18 protein-coding genes and 4 pseudogenes are annotated in these 19334 nt (G+C 54.9%); 11 read left to right on the top strand and 11 right to left on the bottom strand.

From position 1 onward, the window contains the following. Positions 1-58: 58 nt before the first annotated feature. A complete protein-coding gene (locus ACXAEW_RS10820) occupies positions 59-1147 on the top strand; it encodes a Mu transposase C-terminal domain-containing protein (RefSeq protein ID WP_474941319.1) in 1089 nt (362 codons plus the stop codon). A gap of 97 nt (positions 1148-1244) precedes the next feature. Further along, complete coding sequence (locus ACXAEW_RS10815; protein WP_474941318.1) at positions 1245-2111, top strand: ATP-binding protein; 867 nt, start codon at positions 1245-1247, stop codon at positions 2109-2111. 320 nt (positions 2112-2431) lie between these two features. On the opposite strand, the gene ACXAEW_RS10810 is transcribed toward ACXAEW_RS10815, so the two are convergent. Continuing rightward, a complete protein-coding gene (locus tag ACXAEW_RS10810) occupies positions 2432-3913 on the bottom strand; it encodes a TniQ family protein (protein WP_474941317.1) in 1482 nt (493 codons plus the stop codon). Positions 3914-4071: 158 nt separating this feature from the next. On the opposite strand from ACXAEW_RS10810, the pseudogene ACXAEW_RS10805 reads away from it, so the two are divergent. Then, a pseudogene (locus ACXAEW_RS10805) lies at positions 4072-4227 on the top strand (transposase); the annotation flags it as partial. A gap of 334 nt (positions 4228-4561) precedes the next feature. Here the strand turns inward: ACXAEW_RS10805 and ACXAEW_RS10800 are convergent. Both ACXAEW_RS10800 and ACXAEW_RS10795 read right to left on the bottom strand, forming a co-directional pair. Further along, a complete protein-coding gene (locus ACXAEW_RS10800) occupies positions 4562-4972 on the bottom strand; it encodes a hypothetical protein (RefSeq protein ID WP_474941316.1) in 411 nt (136 codons plus the stop codon). Then, positions 4963-5796, bottom strand: coding sequence for a hypothetical protein (locus tag ACXAEW_RS10795; RefSeq protein WP_474941315.1), 834 nt, complete (start codon positions 5794-5796; stop codon positions 4963-4965). Before ACXAEW_RS10795 ends, ACXAEW_RS10800 begins: the two co-directional genes overlap by 10 nt. An 8-nt stretch (positions 5797-5804) precedes the next feature. On the opposite strand from ACXAEW_RS10795, the pseudogene ACXAEW_RS10790 reads away from it, so the two are divergent. Continuing rightward, positions 5805-6806: pseudogene (locus tag ACXAEW_RS10790) on the top strand (IS3 family transposase); the annotation flags it as partial. Positions 6807-6954: 148 nt separating this feature from the next. Here ACXAEW_RS10790 and ACXAEW_RS10785 read toward each other — a convergent pair. Then, positions 6955-7935, bottom strand: a complete 981-nt coding sequence (locus ACXAEW_RS10785; protein WP_474941314.1) for a serine hydrolase domain-containing protein — start codon at positions 7933-7935, stop codon at positions 6955-6957. 325 nt (positions 7936-8260) lie between these two features. Further along, positions 8261-8614: a winged helix-turn-helix transcriptional regulator gene (locus ACXAEW_RS10780; RefSeq protein WP_474941313.1), complete on the bottom strand. Its 354-nt coding sequence runs from the start codon at positions 8612-8614 to the stop codon at positions 8261-8263. A 95-nt stretch (positions 8615-8709) separates the two neighbouring features. On the opposite strand from ACXAEW_RS10780, the gene ACXAEW_RS10775 reads away from it, so the two are divergent. Together ACXAEW_RS10775 and ACXAEW_RS10770 are read left to right on the top strand one after the other, a co-directional pair. After that, positions 8710-8997 carry a putative quinol monooxygenase gene (locus ACXAEW_RS10775; protein WP_474941312.1) on the top strand — a complete coding sequence of 96 codons (288 nt, stop codon included), beginning with the start codon at positions 8710-8712 and terminating at the stop codon, positions 8995-8997. Positions 8998-9018: 21 nt separating this feature from the next. Further along, positions 9019-10041 carry a zinc-binding alcohol dehydrogenase family protein gene (locus tag ACXAEW_RS10770; protein WP_474941311.1) on the top strand — a complete coding sequence of 341 codons (1023 nt, stop codon included), beginning with the start codon at positions 9019-9021 and terminating at the stop codon, positions 10039-10041. A gap of 122 nt (positions 10042-10163) precedes the next feature. Here ACXAEW_RS10770 and ACXAEW_RS10765 read toward each other — a convergent pair whose 3' ends face one another. Beyond that, positions 10164-11285 (bottom strand): oxidoreductase, encoded by a 1122-nt coding sequence (locus ACXAEW_RS10765; protein WP_474943026.1) that lies wholly within the window; start codon positions 11283-11285, stop codon positions 10164-10166. Positions 11286-11394: 109 nt separating this feature from the next. Between ACXAEW_RS10765 and ACXAEW_RS10760 the strand changes: the two genes are divergently transcribed. Then, on the top strand, positions 11395-11754 hold the full coding sequence (locus ACXAEW_RS10760; protein WP_474941310.1) for a winged helix-turn-helix transcriptional regulator: 360 nt from the start codon (positions 11395-11397) through the stop codon (positions 11752-11754). Positions 11755-12210: 456 nt separating this feature from the next. Here the strand turns inward: ACXAEW_RS10760 and ACXAEW_RS10755 are convergent. The 4 genes and pseudogenes from ACXAEW_RS10755 to ACXAEW_RS10740 form a co-directional block, all read right to left on the bottom strand. Next, positions 12211-13056: pseudogene (locus tag ACXAEW_RS10755) on the bottom strand (transposase); the annotation flags it as partial. After that, positions 13055-13312: pseudogene (locus tag ACXAEW_RS10750) on the bottom strand (IS3 family transposase); the annotation flags it as partial. The pseudogenes ACXAEW_RS10750 and ACXAEW_RS10755, both read right to left, overlap by 2 nt. Positions 13313-13370: 58 nt before the next feature. Continuing rightward, a protein-coding gene (locus ACXAEW_RS10745) for an IS3 family transposase (protein WP_474940315.1) occupies positions 13371-14548 on the bottom strand; the annotation gives its coding sequence in 2 pieces (ribosomal slippage) (positions 13371-14302 and positions 14302-14548; 1179 coding nt in all). A 221-nt stretch (positions 14549-14769) separates the two neighbouring features. Continuing rightward, positions 14770-15240 carry a DUF2000 family protein gene (locus tag ACXAEW_RS10740; RefSeq protein WP_474941309.1) on the bottom strand — a complete coding sequence of 157 codons (471 nt, stop codon included), beginning with the start codon at positions 15238-15240 and terminating at the stop codon, positions 14770-14772. 131 nt (positions 15241-15371) lie between these two features. Here ACXAEW_RS10740 and ACXAEW_RS10735 point away from each other — a divergent pair, with 131 nt between their 5' ends. Beyond that, the gene (locus ACXAEW_RS10735) at positions 15372-15860 is read left to right on the top strand and encodes an Lrp/AsnC family transcriptional regulator (RefSeq protein WP_474941308.1); all 489 of its coding nucleotides are present in this window, start codon (positions 15372-15374) and stop codon (positions 15858-15860) included. 227 nt (positions 15861-16087) lie between these two features. Here ACXAEW_RS10735 and ACXAEW_RS10730 read toward each other — a convergent pair whose 3' ends face one another. Next, positions 16088-16993 carry a LysR family transcriptional regulator gene (locus tag ACXAEW_RS10730; protein ID WP_474941307.1) on the bottom strand — a complete coding sequence of 302 codons (906 nt, stop codon included), beginning with the start codon at positions 16991-16993 and terminating at the stop codon, positions 16088-16090. Between the two features lie 104 nt (positions 16994-17097). Here ACXAEW_RS10730 and ACXAEW_RS10725 point away from each other — a divergent pair, with 104 nt between their 5' ends. From ACXAEW_RS10725 to ACXAEW_RS10715, 3 genes are all read left to right on the top strand, one after another. Next, a complete protein-coding gene (locus tag ACXAEW_RS10725) occupies positions 17098-17403 on the top strand; it encodes a hypothetical protein (protein WP_474941306.1) in 306 nt (101 codons plus the stop codon). 407 nt (positions 17404-17810) lie between these two features. Then, positions 17811-18005, top strand: coding sequence for a hypothetical protein (locus tag ACXAEW_RS10720; RefSeq protein WP_474940985.1), 195 nt, complete (start codon positions 17811-17813; stop codon positions 18003-18005). Continuing rightward, complete coding sequence (locus tag ACXAEW_RS10715; RefSeq protein WP_474941305.1) at positions 17968-19329, top strand: type VI secretion system Vgr family protein; 1362 nt, start codon at positions 17968-17970, stop codon at positions 19327-19329. Before ACXAEW_RS10720 ends, ACXAEW_RS10715 begins: the two co-directional genes overlap by 38 nt. The last annotated feature ends 5 nt before the right edge of the window (positions 19330-19334 follow it).

The following is a 19334-nucleotide window of genomic DNA, read 5'->3' as shown; positions in this document are numbered from 1 at the left end:
CGGGCTTCGTGGTGGATCCACAAGAACCGTCGCAATAATGCCGAAGGCGAAAACACTGATGGCATACCGGAACCGGTTCCAGGAATCCGGGTATGACGAAATGGTCCTTGCAGACCAAACATGGTTGCGCGGGAACAGGTCACGGCGCATCTGCAGCAAAAACCATGAGCTCATCCTGACCGCCATCGACGAAACGTTCTTGGATCTAAAGCAACCTAGTACCGCACAGGTTTTGAAGCGGTACAAAACTATCCTCGTGGGGGAAAATGCTTCTCGGGCTTTGCAGGGGCTAGAGCCTATTGCACCGGTAAGCTATACGGGGCGGCGCGCGAATGCATTGCCGGGATACGACGCAATCAAAAGCGGAGTGCTGGATACTGAAGAGCTTTACGGACTGATCACCCGCTACCTTATTGATGAATATCCGCTCGAGCGGCACTCGGGCACAGGTATGTTTGGGCGCCCTCCGATTGTGGTCGCAAAGGAACTTGCGCACAACTATGGTACGATTTTGCCGCCGATCGCCCATGGCCGCCGTATTCATCTTGGTTGGCAGAACACATGCCGGATTACAAAGATGGGCGTGAAATTCCTCGGCCTTCCCTTTAACTCTGAGGCTCTACAAAAACTCGGCGAACATCATCGGTCGAAAGTAACAGTCTGCGTCGACCCTGATGATATTTCCCACGCGACCATCCTGGCAGAAGGACACGCGGAGCCGATCCTCGCGGATCTGTCGTGGACAGACATGAGAGACCTCACACTGCAGGAGTTCCTGAGTTACGCCAAGATGGCGCGTGCAGCGGATCCGGAGTTAACGGCCGACTTTGAACGGACAGTGGCTCGGGTCCGTCGCGAGAGGTTTGACCACATGCGCGAAATCACCGCGGATCGGAAATTGCCACGCAGCTACCTCACAGCGGCGGAAGCCACCCAAATGGCGGAGCAAATTCTAGCGGGCGTGCCGTCAGCGCAAGCAGAGCCATTGCCCAGAACGGTCACGCCCGGTTCATTAGACGACGAGGATTTGCGCGAAGGCGCATGGGATATAGGCCCTGGGTTTGACCCATCCATCGACGGCACGCATGAGCAGGATGGCGTTCAGGCTGACTTTGAGCGGCCGAATGTGACAGGGAAACTGACATGAGTTTTGTGAACGGCACCACGGTCAATCATACAGCCACCCTCAAAGGCGCGCACTATGCATTCCCTCGTCGAAACTTCTCCGCGAGGGAATGACTTGGATGATCACCGACTATTATGCCAAGATGTCGCTGTCTCAGCCATTCGAAGCGCGTGGCCTCCTGGTAACGGGCCCGTCGCGGTCCGGCAAATCCACTGAAATCCGCAAGCTATTGTCCGAGGTGAACTCCGGGGAAACAATGATGCCCGACGGCAGGCCCGCCAATATCGCCTCGGTGATTTTGAAGGGCTCCCTGACCTGGAAAGATCTCGGGATGTATACGCTGCACAACGGACTAAAGTATCCGGCGACCGGACGATTGACCCAAAGAGAGGTTTGGGAACGCGTTGTCTTGCAGGCCAAACTTCAGGGCGTCGTTGGCATTCACTACGACGAATGCCAACATATTTTTCCGCAGCAAAGCGGGGACTCCAGCGCCAAAATTCTGGATAGTTTCAAGTCCCTTCTCAAACAGTCCGAGTGGCCCTTGATGTTGATCTTGTCCGGCGTTGAAAGCTTGGCACGACACATCACACAAGAAGAACAATTGGCCTATTTGCTCCGACCGCTTGCGTTCTCCGAAATCTCTATGGCTAACAAGGGCGACCAGTCCGAGCTACACACTCTTTGCCACGCCTATGCCCAAAAGGCCGAACTTGATCTCGGGGGACTTCCGTCACATGATTTCTACAACAGGTTGGCAACCGCTGGCGCGTTTCGTTGGGGGCTGGTGATCGAGCTGCTGATTGATGCTTGTATCCTGGCATTATCGCAAGGTCGCGCCGAATTGTCGGTATCGGATTTTTGCCAGGCCTTTACGGATGCCACCGGGTTGCGGCCCGGTTACTCGCCGTTTTCGATCGACGACTACGAGGTTCTCTTTGAGGCCAAAAAGATCTTTGAACTCTGGGAGGGCAAACGGATCTAACTCCAAAACTCCATGACGGTTCTAAATCGCCCACCCCTCGGAGTGGGCTTTTTGTTGGCCGCGTTCGGTGCAGGATTGGGTAGGTTTATGCCCTAAATTGGCATTGATTTGATGTGCGGTCGAAAGTGGTAGTTTTTGTGCTTTGCAAACAACATGTTACACGCGATTCGGTTTGCTGTTGCCCGAAGTTGGCACAGTTATGCTGACAGAACATTTATGTTCTGTCAGCATAACTGTGCCCGTTTTGGGCATAAGCGTGCCAAGTGGCTGTCAAGGCGTTTCTTGAGTTTAGGGCCGGGTAGGATTTACTCGGCCCTGTTCTATTGTGCTTTGAGAAAGCTGGATACTTCGCCGTGATCGACAAAAAGCGATGCGTATCCAGTATGTTGAGTTGAGCAACCCAGGTGCGCAAATCTGCCCGTCTGTATGGCACGAATGATCGGTGCAGGGCTGATTTTCAGCCTTTGTGCCGATTTGGCGATGTGTACCCAGGGCGCATCTACGTGCTTGAGGCTGCGCGCATGTTCAAAGACCGATGCTAAGAACATCGCGCCGTCTTCCGGATCCCAGATGGTTTTGACGTCGGCGTTGGGCAAGCATGGGCGTAAAACACCATCGCGTACGAGCAAGTTGAATTGTGAGCGGCTCATGTTCAGGCTTGCGGCAAATTCTTTCGCGTCGCAAAGGCGTGAGAATTGGCCCAGTCGCGCATGCATGTCTTCCGCAGGGAAGACGTCCCAGGTGTCAGCACGCGCGCCTTGGGCGCCTGCGGCGGGCACCACGCCAGCGGCCGCAAGCATTTTTCGCAAGCGGCGAGGATCGATTTTATACGCTTTGGCAGCGGTGCGCACTGAGTGCAGCCGCCGTTTCTTGAGGGAGACCCCAAGGATGTCTTGGCCTGCCTCCAGCGGCCAGGTCGCAGTCATATGGGCGCGAAGGATGTCCCGGTAGACATCGTATTCTGGATCATCCGCAGTGTCATAGGCGAGGCGTTCGTAGAGCTTTGAAAAGACTTTCTTTGCACCAGCTTGCGGACCAAGCGGTAGGTGCTGCAGGCTTTCAAGCGCGCATCTGATCGTCTCGGGTCCGCCGCGTGCAACGTCAAACCCGCGCGCGTATGCGTCGCGTTGATTTTTGATGGGATTCACACGCCCAATTGCGGTGCCAAGCGCAAAACAAAAGCTGGATGCGGCTTCCAAAGGGTGATTGTCGAGCCAGGTGTTTTGCGAGTTGCCTTCCATCCGGTCAGCTATCCAGAGGTCAAAACGCGATGGCGCAACGGGTTTCAATGTGTTCGTAACGGCCTCAAGCTTCGACCAAGTGTCACGAAAATTCAACGCAGAATCATAGCGTTGTATTGGTTGCGCATGTTCCCAAAGGGGCACCAATGGAGTGCCGTGACGCAAGCAGATCTGCATATGGGGCACCATCCAGGCTCCGCGTAGGGCCAGTTCCAACTCGGGCTGTTTCGGATTGCGAGCGGCGTCTTCTGCCAGACAGCGTAAACAGCCCCGCACCTGGGCAGTTCTCAACGTTTTTGACAGAAACGAATGGCCGCGCAGATCAGTCCGCCTCTCTTCAGTCTTTTGCGGTGACCAAGCCGCAAGCACTTGTGGGTGGGCGCCAGAAAAGTCAGCAATCTTGGCAAGCGTGTTGGTGTCTCCCAAAATGACAGCGGAAAAGGAAAGACCAAGATCCTTACAAAATTCAGTCGCTGTCAAACCATTGGCTGCGGCAAGACGTGAGGTGAACGACGCTAAAGTCTCTCCCTCCTGGTGGGTGCAACAAACAGGCAGTGTCATGGTAGCCTTTGATTTTTGCGCTGAAGCTCGACTGATCAATTATGTATGGGCACATTGCAAGCAACATCCGGTGCAAGACCCTGCGTCTTAAGTCGGTCGCGCCCGACTACCTTGCACTAAAGTTGTCACAAGACGCGCTCCTAGAGCGTAAAGCCCAAGAGCTGTGCCGGAAGTACGGCATCAGCGATGCAACGTTTTACAAATACAAAGCCAGATTTGGCGGCATGAACGTGTCCGATGCGAAGAAACTGAGAGCGCTGGAAGACGAGAACAATCGTCTGAAGCGGATGTTGGCAGATACGATGCTGGACAACCCAATCAACAGAAAGAAACAAGAACGGGTTCTACACCTGAACGGCCCGGATCAGGGGGCTGGGTCAGCTCCTGTCGTGGCCCCCGCACGGATGCGCCTGTCGCCCCTTTGCCCGCTTGGACCGCGCGTCCGGCCGCACCTCCTACCGGCACGAATATCGTTGGGACCGCGCCTGCAATCTCACCACCGCCAAAGTGGCCGGGGTTGGCGAGACGCTCTCGCCTCGATGATCTGGCGGCCGGTTGCAACCCGCTATGACAGATGCCCAAAGGCCTTCTTGGCAACGGTAGTCATGTTCTGGTTATGAATCCTGACCCAACGCAGGGGCACTCAATTCAATTACGGCTGGTTGCAGTCTTTTTTCTGACAAAGCCAAGTTGATCCTCCCATTGGGCAACCTTTTCGAGCCGATTCTCTCGACTCAACCCACACATAATTAGATCTTCCTGCTTTTGTTGCGCCCATGCGTTCGCTTGCAATACGATTTCATCACACAGACGTTTGGGCCCCTCATTGAAAACCCTTTCGAGCGCCCAACTGCTTGGCATCGGCTTTCTCGGATCCAAAAAATCCGTCTGAGTCTCCAATATTTCCACGAGTGGTTTAATTATACTCGGATCGTCTTTTGATCGAATAACAAGCTCATCGAGTACATAAGGCATATAAATATGATATTCTGCTTGAGCGGAGGCCCAAGTGATTAGCCAATGCGTTTCTTTTTCGCGAATCTCATCGATCAGTTCCATCCTTTGAATATCCTTTGCCATTCCATAGTTTGGAGTTCATCCAAATCTTCGATCACCTCGGTATGACCTAGTCGACGCATCAAAGATTTCTCTACTCCGAATGCTTCCTGCTCCCATGCCCATCTTGTGTTCTTATCTGCTAAAGAATGCCACCCGCGCCATCCGCTCGCCTGATCTTGCAGGAAGTGCTGGTACTCATGCGACCAAGCGGAGAAAGATGCCTCTGGATCAATTACAAGCTGCCCAGGTCTGCCAGTAGTTGAGCTGGGGCTATAGAACATAGCACCTGGACGCTCTACGATTTCCACCCCAGCTTTTTCAAGATCTGTTCGCATCGCAGCTATTTCATCTGGATGACTGCGTGCTGCAGGCCCCATCACTTGTCGAGCGGGATCTGCGTCCTTCATGAATGCTTTCGATCGTGGCACTCTCCCCCAAATCCGCGTCCGCGATACCCCTCTTGCGATGATAACCCCTGCACCGGAGAGGACGGCTCCGGCCATGCCGCCTGTGAGGCCTCCGAGCGCGGCACCATCGAGACGATCAACTATGCTGCCCTCATCGTGTCCGGCCCCTGACAGGGCACCTGTGGCGGCTCCTGTCGTGGCCCCCGCACGGATAGCGCCTGTCGCCCCTTTGCCCGCTTGGACCGCGCGTCCGGCCGCACCTCCTACCGGCACGAATATCGTTGGGACCGCGCCCGCGATCTCACCACCGATAAAGTGTCCCGGGTTGGCGAGACGCTGCGCCTCCATTATCTGGCGGCGGGCAGCGACGGCTTCTTCGTAAGAGCGCCCCGAGAACAGGCTGTCGAGCTTCGCCATGCCCTCCTCGCCGATGGGGGCGACCACGAATGAGGTATGCCGCATCAGAGAAACTGGAGATCATCCGGCTGGTCGAAGAAAGCCACCTGTCAGCGCGTCGGACGCTGGCTAAGCTCGGCATTCCCCGCACCACATTCTACCGCTGGTACGACCGGTATCTGCAGCGCGGCGAGGCTGGATTGCGGGATCAATCTCCCACGCCGAAGCACGTCTAGAACCGGGTCCCCACTGAGGTGAAACGCAAGGTTGTCGATCTCGCGCTCAAGGAAACGGAGCTGTCGCCACGCGAGTTGGCGGTGACCTTCACCGATCAGGAACGCTACTTTGTGTCGGAATCCACGGTGTATCGCACACTCAAGGCGCATGGCCTGATCACCAGCCCTGCCTTCATCGTGCTCAAGGCAGCCAATGAGTTCCAGCATAAGACGACGGCTATCAACCAGCTTTGGCAGACAGACTTCACCTATATCAAGGTCCTTGGTTGGGGCTGGTTCTATCTCAGCACGGTTCTCGACGATTACAGCCGTTACATCGTCTCGTGGAAGCTCTGCACGAACATGCGCACAGAGGATGTGACAGATACTCTGGATTTAGCGATGCAGGCATCTGGCTGCGACCGGGTTCATGTCGTTCACAAGCCGCGCCTGCTGAGCGACAACGGTTCGAGTTACGTATCAGGTGATCTTGCAGAATGGTTGAAAGACAAAGGCATGAAGCACTCGCGCGGCGCGCCATATCATCCGCAAACCCAGGGCAAAATTGAGCGATGGCATCAGACGCTCAAAAACCGCATCTTGTTGGAAAACTACTTCCTACCGGGCGATCTCGAAGCTCAGATTGAAGCCTTCGTCGACCACTACAATCATCAGCGCTATCACGAGGGCATCAACAACGTCACACCCGCTGACGTCTACTTCGGACGTGACAAAGCCATTCTAAAACAACGCGAAAGAATCAAACAAAAGACACTCGAAACGCGACGCTTGCATTACCGCAAACACGCCGCATAATCAAACCAATAAGATGAGCCAAACTCTCTCTTAGATTAAGCCGCTCTTGGTCCCAAAAACCCTGACGACGGACAGCTTGGAGCCCAAAATGCAGAATGCTGAGCAGTTCATGAATGTCGGGTTTTCACACATGGCATCGGTTGTCAAACTACTCTGATCGGGCGCGACTAACCTCTGGAACTGCGAATTCACCGATAATGCGAACCGGCAGCTGCCAAGAAGCAAAGTCATTGTACCGACCTGCATAGGTGGCGACGACGAAGTCAGCCGACGGCTGTATGGTCAATCGCTGCCCGCCATTGCCAGATGCAATGATGAGTTGATCACCGCTGGGACCCGAGGCGAGATACCAAAGGAAGCCGTAGTTGAAGCCCTCCATGATCGACGCCCGCGTCTGAAATGAAGCATCAAGCCAAGATGCTGGCACGATCTGACGACCGTCATATATTCCATTTCGGGCGACCATAGCGCCAATTCTCGCAAGATCTCGCGCTGTGAGTCGCAAACCTGACGCCGCCGAAGGCACACCGTCAGCACCCGCCACCCATTCAAATTCCGAAATGCCCAAGGGATCGAAAAGACGGGTCTGTGCATAGGTGTCGATCCCCATGTCCGCGCCTTCGGATATCAGATGACCCAGCAGCGCGACAGCGCCGCCGTTGTACGTCCAGATCGTCCCGGGCTCAGCCACCATCGGCCGGTCGAGGACAAAGCGATAGCGATCGTCAGCCAACTCCATCGCGATCTCGCTATTACGCGGGTTCGAATAAGGAAGGCTTTCATCCCACTCGGTTCCCATTTGCATCGTCAGCACATCTGCAATTGTTATGGCTTCACGCGCAGACCCATCGCGGAGATCAGAGTATTCTGGAAAAACATCTAGCAGCGGTGTTCCGAGGTCCGGGACTATGCCTTCATCAAGTGCGATCCCGTACAGCAGGCCAATGATGGACTTGGTGATCGAGCGTGTGTCATGCAGTGTGTTCGGGCCATGTTCGACGATCCCGATTGGCGCGCCCCAGCGTTCATCTTCACCGGTGAAATAGGCTTCGGCGATCTGTTCGCCGCCGAACATGACAACGGTTGCATGCAACCCTGACAGCTCACCTGCATCCATAGCAGTGCTCATGCGTTCCTGCATCGTTTGTCCCATGGCCATTGAAGTGAATGCGACTGTGGTGATCGCAAACCATGTGAAGAAGCTATGAAATTTCCGTCGTAACATTATTCGGGTCACTCATTTCTGAACGTCAAAATTTTTCCGATATGCGTGTTCGGCGCTCTCACCAATTTCGGTCGATGGTAACCGCAAGCGTCATATCCACAAAGCAGGCGTTCGGCCTCTAAGCGGCAATTGGGTGTTGTTACCAATGCCGCTGCGCAGACGTCTGCATGGAGGATCTCCTGCTAACAAAATTCCTGATGCGCGAGACGAACTGCGGCCCAGAAAGCCTTTAGTTGCGTCTGTGTTCCTGGCCCCAGGCGTGCAGTGCTTCGATGACGCCGCGAAGCTGTTGACCTTTTTCTGTCAAGCTGTAGTCGACCCGAGGCGGTACGACGGCATAAACTTTGCGGTGAACGATCCCATCGGCCTCCATCTCACGCAGCTGTTTGGTCAAGCTGCGTTGTGTGACGTCGCCGACACGCCGCGACAATTCGTTGAAGCGTAAGGTGTCGTCAAGCAAGTGATACAAGATCAACCCTTTCCACTTCCCCGCAATTTGTTCCAACGCGGCTTCGACCGGGCATCCGTCACTACAATCGTATTCAGCGAACCGGCGGGGTTTATCAGTTGTTACGGTATCCATCTTGTACCTATAAACATCATTTGTGCGTACTTGCAACTTTTCTACTGTCACTGCATCTCTCACGAGCAAACTGAAAAGTCAAAAGGACGACCGACATGTCTCTCACTATCCTCGCCCAGATCACCGCTGCTGAAGGCAAAGCTGACCTTGTCCGTGCTGAGCTGGAAAAACTGGTTCCGATTACACGGTCTGAGGCTGGCTGCATCCAGTATGACTTGCATGTGGACAACGCAAACCCAGGCTTTTTTGTCTTTTACGAAACTTGGGAAAGCCGCGAACTTTGGCAGGCGCACATGAACGCGCCACACCTGAAGGCGTACATGAACGCAACCGACGGCGCCGTCACAGATTTCGTTTTGAACGAGATGTCAAAGATCGCCTGAGGCGGCAGAGGGAGACGCAACATGAAAGCTGTTGGATATATCGAAGCCGGATCGCTCGACCGCGCCGATGCGTTGATTGATGTTGAACTCGACAAACCAACCCCTTTGGGCCGTGATCTGCTTGTCCGTGTGCAGGCCGTATCGGTTAATCCTGTTGATGTGAAAATTCGTCAAAAACGTCCGCCCGAAGGATCCCAGCCAGTCGTTCTGGGCTGGGATGCTGTTGGCGAAGTGGTTGATACAGGCAGTGACGCATCATTGTTCAAAGCCGGTGACGCTGTTTGGTATGCCGGCGCAATCAATCGAACCGGAACCAACGCAGAATATCATCTGGTCGATGAACGTATCGTCGGAAAGAAGCCGTCTTCTGTCAGCCCAGCGGAAGCTGCGGCGCTGCCGCTAACCGCTTTGACAGCTTACGAAATGCTGTTTGACAGACTTCGGGTTAGTGAACCGGTTCCAGGTGCCGCGCCTGCTGTCGTTATCATCGGCGGGTCAGGCGGTGTTGGATCCATTGCCATCCAGCTTTTGCGTGCAAAGACAGACCAGACCGTGATTGCCACGGCTTCTCGACCAGAGACACAGGCTTGGGTTAAGGAATTGGGTGCACATTATGTGATTGATCACTCAAGACCGCTGTCGCCTCAGATTGAGGCCCTCGGTATTGGACAACCGGGATGGGTCTTTTCGACCACGCATACCCATCAATACATAGATCAGATAGCCGAGTTCATTGCACCACAAGGGCACTTTGGCCTGATCGACGACCCAGACGCACTGAACATCATGCCGTTCAAGACCAAGGCTGTCTCGACCCATTGGGAGCTAATGTTCACACGTTCTTTGTTTGGCACGCCCGATATGCAGCGCCAGCATGACATCCTGAATGAGGTGGCGGATCTCCTAGATGACGGCCAAATCAGATCCACGGCAACTGAGACGCTCGGTAAGATCAATGCGACGACTTTGAAGCGAGCACATGAAATCATTGAGTCCAATAAGGCCAAAGGAAAGCTGGTGCTCGAAGGCTTTGGAAGCAAATAATCAGCACGGTTTACACCGTGCCGATTAATGTTGGATGGATCGGAGTAGCGGGCATTGGAGCATATGCGATGCTACACCGCCCTTTCTTGAGTAGTGGAAAGCCGGTGTAGCCTTGCTTTGTGTTATGCTGATTGCTCAGCCTCCCATTTGAGCTGGCCGGAAACATTGACGCCGTAGGAGAATACATCAAAAGTGAAGTCCTTTAACTCCTGCTGGTTCGCAATTCGGTTTGGAAGATCTGGATTGCACATTGCTGACTTTCCGATGGCGAGAAAATCAGCTTCCCCCTCCGATAGAACCTTTGCTGCGAGGTTAAGTTCTTCCAGTCCTCCATTGGCGATCACAGGTAATCCCGTCGTCTCACGAGCAAACGTGGTCAGCCGGACACCATCTTTGGTGCTGCTATGGTAGAAATAGCCGTTCCGCTCACTGGCAAAATGAATGAAACTTGCCCCAGCCTCAGCTACAGCCGAAAAGATAACGCGTGCATCATCCAGTCCACCCATCCAAAAATAATCGGGTTGTGTCGCCTTTGCCTGAGATAGACGCACGCCAGTAACAAAATCTTGGCGGCAAATGGCCCGAACCTCTGCAATTATCTCACATGTCAATCGGATGCGGTTTTCAACAGACCCTCCATATGGCGCGTCTCGAAGGTTGGTCTCGGGTGTCAGGAACTGGTCCAATAGATATCCATTTGCGCAGTGAATTTCCACGCCGTCAAAGCCTGCTTTTTCGGCCCGTTTGGCGGCTTGGACAAAGCCCGCTTTGAGGGCTGCAATATCTTTTTCGCAAAGCTCCGATGGTTCTTCGTAGGGTCCCTGCTTGGTGCCGTACATTTGCAGCATATGTCCTTCTGGGCGAACAGGGGATGGCCCGTGCGGAACATCCACCACTTGAGACACGGCCCCCGCATGGATCAGCTGGAGAATTATTTTGCTGCCCTGAGCATGAACGGCCTTTACGACTTGCCGCCATCCTTCCTGCTGCGCGTCCGTGCACAAACCAGGTTGATGAGAATAAGCCTGTGAAAAGGTTGTATCGGGGTAGGCACCTTCTGCGATGAGCAACCCAAATCCGCCCTTTGCGAAACGCGCGTAGTACTCGGCCATCTCGGTTGTCGGCACTCCATCCTCGGTCGCGCTGGCACGTGACATCGGGGCAAGAACGTAGCGATTTGCAAGTTCCAAGTTTTGGATGGAGCCAGCGTTCAAGGCGGGGTGGGTGTTTGCTGTCTGTGTCATAGATCTCTGCTTCCTGTTGTCTATGACGCAGAAATAGAAATAGCATGCAATTGCTGCAAGAATGCACAAAAAAGGCATATACATACAAAAATGTAAGTAAGGAACTGCTATGGCCGATCTCTTCAAAGAAGAACAATTGTTCTGCCCGACTGAAACCGCTTTGGGCATAATTGGTGGGAAATGGAAAGGCATGATCCTGTGGTGCCTTTGTCAACGCACAATGCGCTTTAGCGAGCTACACAAAACCATACCCGATATCACGCAGCGCATGCTCACGAAGCAGCTCCGTGACTTGGAGAAATATGACATTATTGTCCGAACCGTTTACCCAGTGGTCCCCCCGAAGGTTGAATATTCGCTGAGTGAACACGGCGCCGCACTCAAACCGCTTCTGGGGCAGCTGGAGGCGTGGTCGAGGGACTACCTCAAAGAGAAAATCAGCGCTGCCAATTCAGACGCAGACAATTGAACGGTTCGAAACGTACCAAGCAAAACGTCTGGTGCCGTCCAACGACCTCTCGCAGCATGAGATCTATCCTGGAAGCCAGCATTGACATGACAACTGCTAAAATCCGAAAGGTCGCATCACTTTCATTCGATTACGGTTGGCGGCTGCACGCGCGGCGAAGGTCGGCTCCTTCCCTTGCGCGTGCGGCATGCGACCGCCGATTGACTGCCAGATCCGCCGACTTTGCAAACGTTGCTATCTGAGCTTCGCTGACACTGGCGCCGGTCGCAGCATTGGGGAGCCTTCACCAGGGCCGACGAAGGGCTGCTTTCGGGAAATTGGCATATGGATCACGCATCCGCAGCATAGGGCTTTCTGCACAGGGATCGAATGTCGAGTTTGGGCCTATTCAGTTGAAAAACTCGCCGATTTGAATGCTCGGTTTTGATCTCGATATCTGCACAGCCGAGACCTTGATCATATGGCGGGTGTTGTTTGGGGAGCCGTGATGAGCTTTGCGAGTTTTCTGAGGTTCTGGGCGGTGGCGGCGAGGTGGAATTCGTCGCGTGCGCCGCATGGACCACGTAATCGGAGGCGTCCGAGACCGAGGATGCGTTTGAGGTGGGCAAACAGCATCTCGACCTTCTTCCTGAGCTTGCAAGAGATCGCGTATTGGGTGGTTTGGGCGATGGCGCGCGCCACGTCTCGGGATGGTTCGTGGACCGACCGTGTTACCTTGCGCCGCGGCTCTTTCGGGCAGCATCGGCTTTTCAGGTTGCAGGCGTCGCAGTCGGATCTGCGGGCACGATAACGAAGGATGCCGTCCTTGTCCGGTTTCGGTTCCCTCGGCTTTGTGAAGGCCCGGCGGTATTGTTTGAGTTCCTTGCCACCTGGACAGATGTACGCGTCATTCTCAGTGTCATAGGTGAAGTCGGCTCGCTCGAAGGTCCCGTCGTTGCGACCGGATTTATCGATAACCGGGATATGCGGAGCAATGCCATGATCGACAAGCCAGCCAAGCATGGGTCCCGAACCATAAGCCGTGTCTGCGATCAACCGTTCCGGCTTGAGATCATGGCGCTGGTGCACCCGACTAACCATGGTTCGGGTAGCACCGACCTCAGCCTGTCGGATAGACCGAGTTGCTTCAACATCCAGGATCACACCGTTGTCGGTGTCGATCAGATAGTTGGCGGAACAGGCAAAATAGGCGGGTCCACCCCGTGCCCCTGTCCATTGCGAGGCTGGATCGGAATGTGAGGTGAACTTCGGCTTCACCGGGCTTGCAGCACCAAAGGCGGCTTCATCCAACGTCTCTAGGTACCCAGAGCTGGTTCGGCGTCGCTGCCACGAAAGCTCTGTTCACCTTGTCATCAGGGCATGGTTGAGATGCATCCGGGTTGGTCGTGATCACCTTCTTGCCGCGGACAACACCTTGTAATCCGGTGGCTCGCATCAACCGCTCCACTGTGCAGCGGGCGATATCGCGTCCTTCCCGGCGCAGGGCATGCCAGATCTTGCGGGCCCCGTAGCGGCCGCCACTCGCGTCGTGAACACGCTTGATCGCGGCTTCGTCCAACTTGTCGCGCTTTGCCCGGGAGGACGCCAGATTGACCCAGCCCCCTGATCCGGTCCGTTCAGGTGTAGAACCCGTTCTTGTTTCTTTCTGTTGATTGGGTTGCGGTCAAGGCCTGCTGAGCGGAGCCCTTGCGGAGCTCAAGCGAGGCAGGCCGGGTGGCACGGTTGAGACTGGCGCAAACGGCTGGAGCCAGCCCGCCAAGTGAAGTGTGTGGTCGTTCAGTGTTGTAGTCGATCCTCCAGGTTTCAATTATCTTTCTGGCTTCGGCGAGATTGCCGAAGATATGTTCGTTCAGGCATTCGTCGCGCAGGCGGCCATTGAAGCTTTCGACAAACGCATTCTGCATGGGCTTTCCTGGCGCGATGTAGTGCCAACCAACGCCAGTGTCCTGGCACCATCGCAGCACAGCATGAGATGTCATTTCCGTTCCGTTGTCGCTGACGATCATGTCGGGCTGACCGCGTCGGCGGATCAGTTCATCCAGTTCTCGGGTCATGCGTGAACCCGACAGCGAGCGATCCACGACCGTAGCCAGTGCTTCTCGGGTGCAGTCATCCACGATGCACAGCACGCGGAACCGTTGGCCGTCTGCGAAGGCATCTGACACGAAGTCCAACGACCAGCGCTGGTTTGCCCGTTCAGGCACCAGGATCGGCCTGCGCGTGCCCAGAGCCCGCTTACGAGAACGCCTGCGCCGCACGGCCAGCCCTTCCTCGCGGTAGAGCCGGAACAGTTTCTTGTGGTTCACCTCAAAACCCTCTCTGGCCAACAGGATGCCCAAACGGCGATATCCGAACCGACGGCGCTCGTTCGCCAGTTCACGCAGTCGTTTGCGCAGGGCGTCATCGCCCTGATCCTGCTTCTCATATTGAAAAACAGACCGATGCAGGCCCGCCAATTCGCACGCCCGACGCTCAGACAGGCCGTGCCGATCCATCACGTCCGACACGGCCCTGCGCTTCACATCAGGCGTCAGTAGTTTTTTGTCGCGAGGTCTTTCAAGGCCGCATTGTCCAGCATCGTATCTGCCAACATCCGCTTCAGACGATTGTTCTCGTCTTCCAGCGCTCTCAGTTTCTTCGCATCGGACACGTTCATGCCGCCAAATCTGGCTTTGTATTTGTAAAACGTTGCATCGCTGATGCCGTACTTCCGGCACAGCTCTTGGGCTTTCACACCGGCTTCGTATTCTTTGATCATCCCAATGATCTGTTCGTCTGAAAATCTGCGTTTCATAGTCCATCCTTTGCTTGGACGGATTACTAACACCTCAGTGGCCGGAATTCAGGGGGCTGGGTCAGCGGGCTTTGCGGCGAAGTAGCTTTCACGTTCCGACTGACGGCTCAGCCAGAATGCTAGCAACTGTATTTATCATACAGTTGCTAGAGCGGAATCTTCCATAGTTGTGCCTCGAGATTTGGTTGGATAACTGGCCAGACAAGGATGGCATTTGCATCTTATCTTAGAAGTTTCAGGGACCCGGTCAGAGATTTGACTACCTTTGCGGGTCCGCAAAGCCCTATGCCGCTTAACGGTTCTTGGCGGAGGGACCGTTGCGGGAACTCTGCTTCATAGTCTTCGAACGAATGCAGCTTTCGGGCAAATTCGGGAAAGACCACCAATGTAAGTTCTGGCCCTTTTGTCTGTGCCCTATCAAGGATATCGACCATCTGAACGGGGTCCGCCTGAAGAACGGGAACCGGGCGATCCGCAGAGTTGAGGATAGTCATTTCCTCTTGGTCCGTGAGCTTGGCGTTTCCTATTCCGGGATGCGCCGCGCCTATGCCCGCCGCAATAGTGGCGACGGTATTGGCCAGAAATCCCACCATCTGAGACGGGGACACGATGATTGCCAAGCGCAGATCGCCAGCGCCCCGAAGGGGCGTCTTATCAGTTGCCATCTCCGCCAAGTGCAGTTCATTTAGCATTTTAATCTTCCCTTTTTTGAAGGACAAAACCACTGTCTGACCGGAAGTTCTGCACCTAAATTAGTTTTACAATGACAGTTTTTTGGTAGTATCTACCTGAATGATGGCAGACGTAGGTGGAGTCTTCCCGCATGGCCAAAACTAGAGAAATTCAAACGGATCCACTCGATTCAGCGGATCGACGCATTCTCGCTGCGCTTCAGATTGAAGGCCGGTTAAGCAACGCCGACCTTGCTGAAGCTACGGGCATGTCCACTTCGCCATGCTGGCGCCGCACTCGTCGGCTTGAAGAAGAAGGCTATATCCAAGGATATCGGGCCGTCCTTGATCGCACACTGCTCGGTATGGGCGTTCTGGTTTTTATTACGATCCAGATCGACGCCCATTCAGCGGAAGAAGCCAGCGCATTCGAAAAAGCCGTTGCCAACTATCCGCAAATCGTATCGTGCCATTCGATAGGGGGTGGGGCAGATTTCTTATTGCAGGTGGTTTGCAAAGATCTGGACGATTACGCAGAATTTTCGATGACACATCTCCGCCGGATGCCTGGCATTAAGGCTATGGAGAGCAGCTTTGCCCTCAAGGAAATCAAACCCTATGCTGGATGGCCAATACCCTAGATGCAAAGAGCAGACGGGTGGCCGTCTCGAAGGGGCTTTTCAATCGAACACACCTTTCCGCCGAGGGTGCAAGCTGCGCTACCCTGAAATTAGCGAAGCTGACATTGGAATTGATGAAACCAATGTCGGAATTGTCTAAGGTTTGTCGCCACTGCAGCTCACGCTGAACAGCAGCCAAAAACCTTAGACGAAACGGACTTTCTAGAGAATGTGTTTGAAGGCTGCTTTCAGGGGGCGCAACTTTGTTTGACATTACTGGAAATGTATCGAGTTACAGCCATGACTTCTGGCTTGCGTAGCCTAGATATTGGTACGACCAATGAAACCGGGATGGGATCAATCGTCCAGTTCGACAGCAGTTCAGTGATGCTTCCATGGTTTATGTCTTTCTGAACCACAGCTTTGGCCAGAACCGCAGCTCCTAGGCCAGCGCGAACGGCGGCAACACATAACTCGTAGCTGTTCACATGTATTGCGGGGTTGGTAACGTTGTAATTCGTTGTCTTGCCGCTGTTTCTGAAAACCCACACAGGTTGTTCCTGCCTTCGCAGAATAAGTGGCAACGCCTGTAATTCGCTCGGATGAGAGGGTTTTTTTGCTTCAAGCATAAGATCGCTTCGACCACAGCAAATACGTTCCAGTGGCTCAAGCGGATAGGTTCTTGCACCGTCGGTATCGGTTGATCCAACCCGAATACGCAGATCAACGCCTTCGGCGCGTTGATCTACAGGGGAATCGCCCCCGACTAGATCAATGCGAACTAACGGATAGTTTTCGCGCAAGCCCGGAAGCAAAGGCATTATGAATTCGGACAGATAAAGGTTCGAACCGGACAAGCTCACAACTCCCTTGGGGACGGCGCTTCGAAGCTCGTGCCCGACTTCTCCCCTAGCGAGCTGCAGTGCATCTACGGCTTTCACGCATAGACCGTATACTCTGTGTCCAGCGGGCGTCAGCTCAATCGCTCGTGTATTGCGCTTTAAAAGAACAGCGTCGAGATCACTCTCCATTTCTGCGATTTTCTGACTGACGTTCGATTTGGATAGACGCAGTGCCGCCGCTGCGGCGGTCATGGAGCCTTGCCGGACGATTTCAACGAGCACTTCAGCTTGGCCATAGAATTTACTGTTCATGATTCAGGACAATGGTTCAGAAACTATCGCTAATCAAGAACGCTTAGAACGGCTAACAAACTGTGACAAGTCACAATCAAGCAGCATGTGGAAGGGACTAGGTAATGGAGCGTAATCGCGTTGTTGAACTCGTTAAATGGAAGGCAAAGCCGACAGTTTCAAATGATGAGATGGTCTCTGCCGTAGACGGAATATTGCCCGACCTTGAAACACTCCCCGGCTTCATCAGTCAGACATTATACATTGATGACGGGGGCTATTGGGTTGATCTCTATCTCTGGGAGACGCGCGAACAGGGCGTTGCATCCAATGATTTGATGGCACAGCGCCGGTCCTTTCAGGCCCTGATGGATCTGATCGATCTCACCAGTGTTTCCATCGAATTCTTGTCCTTGCCAGAGAGTGCGTGATGGCGGAGGATGTAAAAAACGCTGTAAAGCGTTGCGACTGGGGTGGCACGGAGCGGTTCAAAGCGGTCTGAAAGTCCGCTCTTGGGAAACCCGTCGGTTTCCTTCGCGCCTGCAGCAGTGGCACTGATCCGCCTCGCGTGAATGTCCCGAAAGGGCTGGCTGGCGTCATAAGACTTCTAGGATCGAGCGCTGTTTTGCTGCAACAGTGCTGCCGCGCCGCCGCAAGGCGGCTTTGAGCCCCTTTTACCGAATGCTGCGCTGTGTTTTTGGGGCTGTTTTGCAGCAATACCGCTTAACACACGTCTTGCGTGCGGACGTTCGGCTTGCTACCTCCTTTGGCATTAACTGTTTGTTGGACTCATATTTTGAATAGGCATTTTTCGCAGCAGGACCGCCAGGGTCGGCTGATGACCGCGCTTGGCGGGGACCAATTGGTGCTGTTGCGCATGGATGGCCGTGAGGAGATCTCGGGGCCGTTTGAGTGGCGCGTTGAGGCGCTGTCCCTGCAGGACCAGATCGATCTGAACGCGCTTTTGGGCTCCCATGCCACCGTGGAAATCGACCGTGGAAATCGACCACGCCCAGGGCCGTCGTGCCTTTGACGGGATTGTCTGCGAAGCCAGAAGCCGGGGCGCGTTTGAGAACGGGTTTCGCTATGATCTGGTGCTGCGGCCCTGGCTGCATGTTGCCTCTCTGCGGCGTAACATGCGGATCTTTCACAATAAATCGGTGATCGAGATCATCGAAGAGGTGCTGGGAGCCTATGGCGCCATGGGCAATCCGCATCTGGAGATCCTGACCTCTGGCGTCTATCCGGTGCTGGAATACACCGTCCAATATGGCGAAAGCGACGCGGATTTCATCCGCCGCCAGCTGGAGCGCCATGGCATCAGCTGGTCGTGGAAACACGCCCCTGGCTCGCACACGCTGGTGCTGAGCGATGCCGCTGTTCAGCTGCCCGAAGTGCCCGGTGGCGCGCGCCCCTTTTACGGGGTCGAGGGGTTTCACCGCCACGAGGACGAACATTTCCGCAAATGGTCAACAGCCGCTCGGATCACCACCGGCGCGGTGCGGCTGACCGAGTATAATTTCAAAATTCCCCATGCCACCCAAGAGGTTGACCAGCTGGGCGATGCCGCGCATCCGCAGGGCGATGTGGAAAGCTATGACTGGCCCGGCGATTATCTGACCCAGGATGAGGGCCGCCAGGTTGTGACCCGCCGCCTTGACGAAGAACGCGGCCAGGCCCCACGTCACGAGGCGGTCGGCGATGTGGTCTCGCTGGGCGCGGGCTGGCGGGTGACGCTTGCGGGTGATCCGGTGTCGGGCGCCACGGGGCAGAGCTTTGTCTGCCTGCGGGCCGAGCACCAATTCCGCGCGCAGGGCTATGGCTCAGGCGACGCAGGCGGCGATGAGACCCCCTATGAGGGCGCTTATGTCTTGATGCCCGACAGCGCCCCCTTCCGACCGGAACGGCGCACCGCCGCCCCGCGGGTGCAGGGGCCCGAGACGGCAGTGGTTGTGGGCGAAGGCGAGATCGACTGCGACGAACACGGCCGCATTCTGGTGCGCTACCACTGGGACCTCGACGGCGCGCATTCCATGCGCGTGCGGGTCAGCCAGAACTGGGCCAGCAAAGGCTGGGGCGGCATGGTCATCCCCCGCATCGGCATGGAAGTCATCGTAGAACACCTCCGCGGCGACCCCGACAAACCGATCGTCACGGGATGTGTGTATAATGGGAAAAACACCCCGCCCTACGAGCTGCCGGAACATAAGACACGGTCAACGTTCAGATTGGAAACTCACCAAGGTCGTGGGTTTAATGAGTTAAGATTCGAGGATCGATGTGGTGAAGAGGAAGTTATTTTGCATGCTCAGCTCGACATGAATGTCGGGGTGGAGCGGCATGAAACCCGCCATTGATCAGC

It is taken from the genome of Epibacterium sp. ABZ3_068 (assembly GCF_056159265.1).
This window is presented reverse-complemented; position numbering and strand designations above follow the sequence as displayed.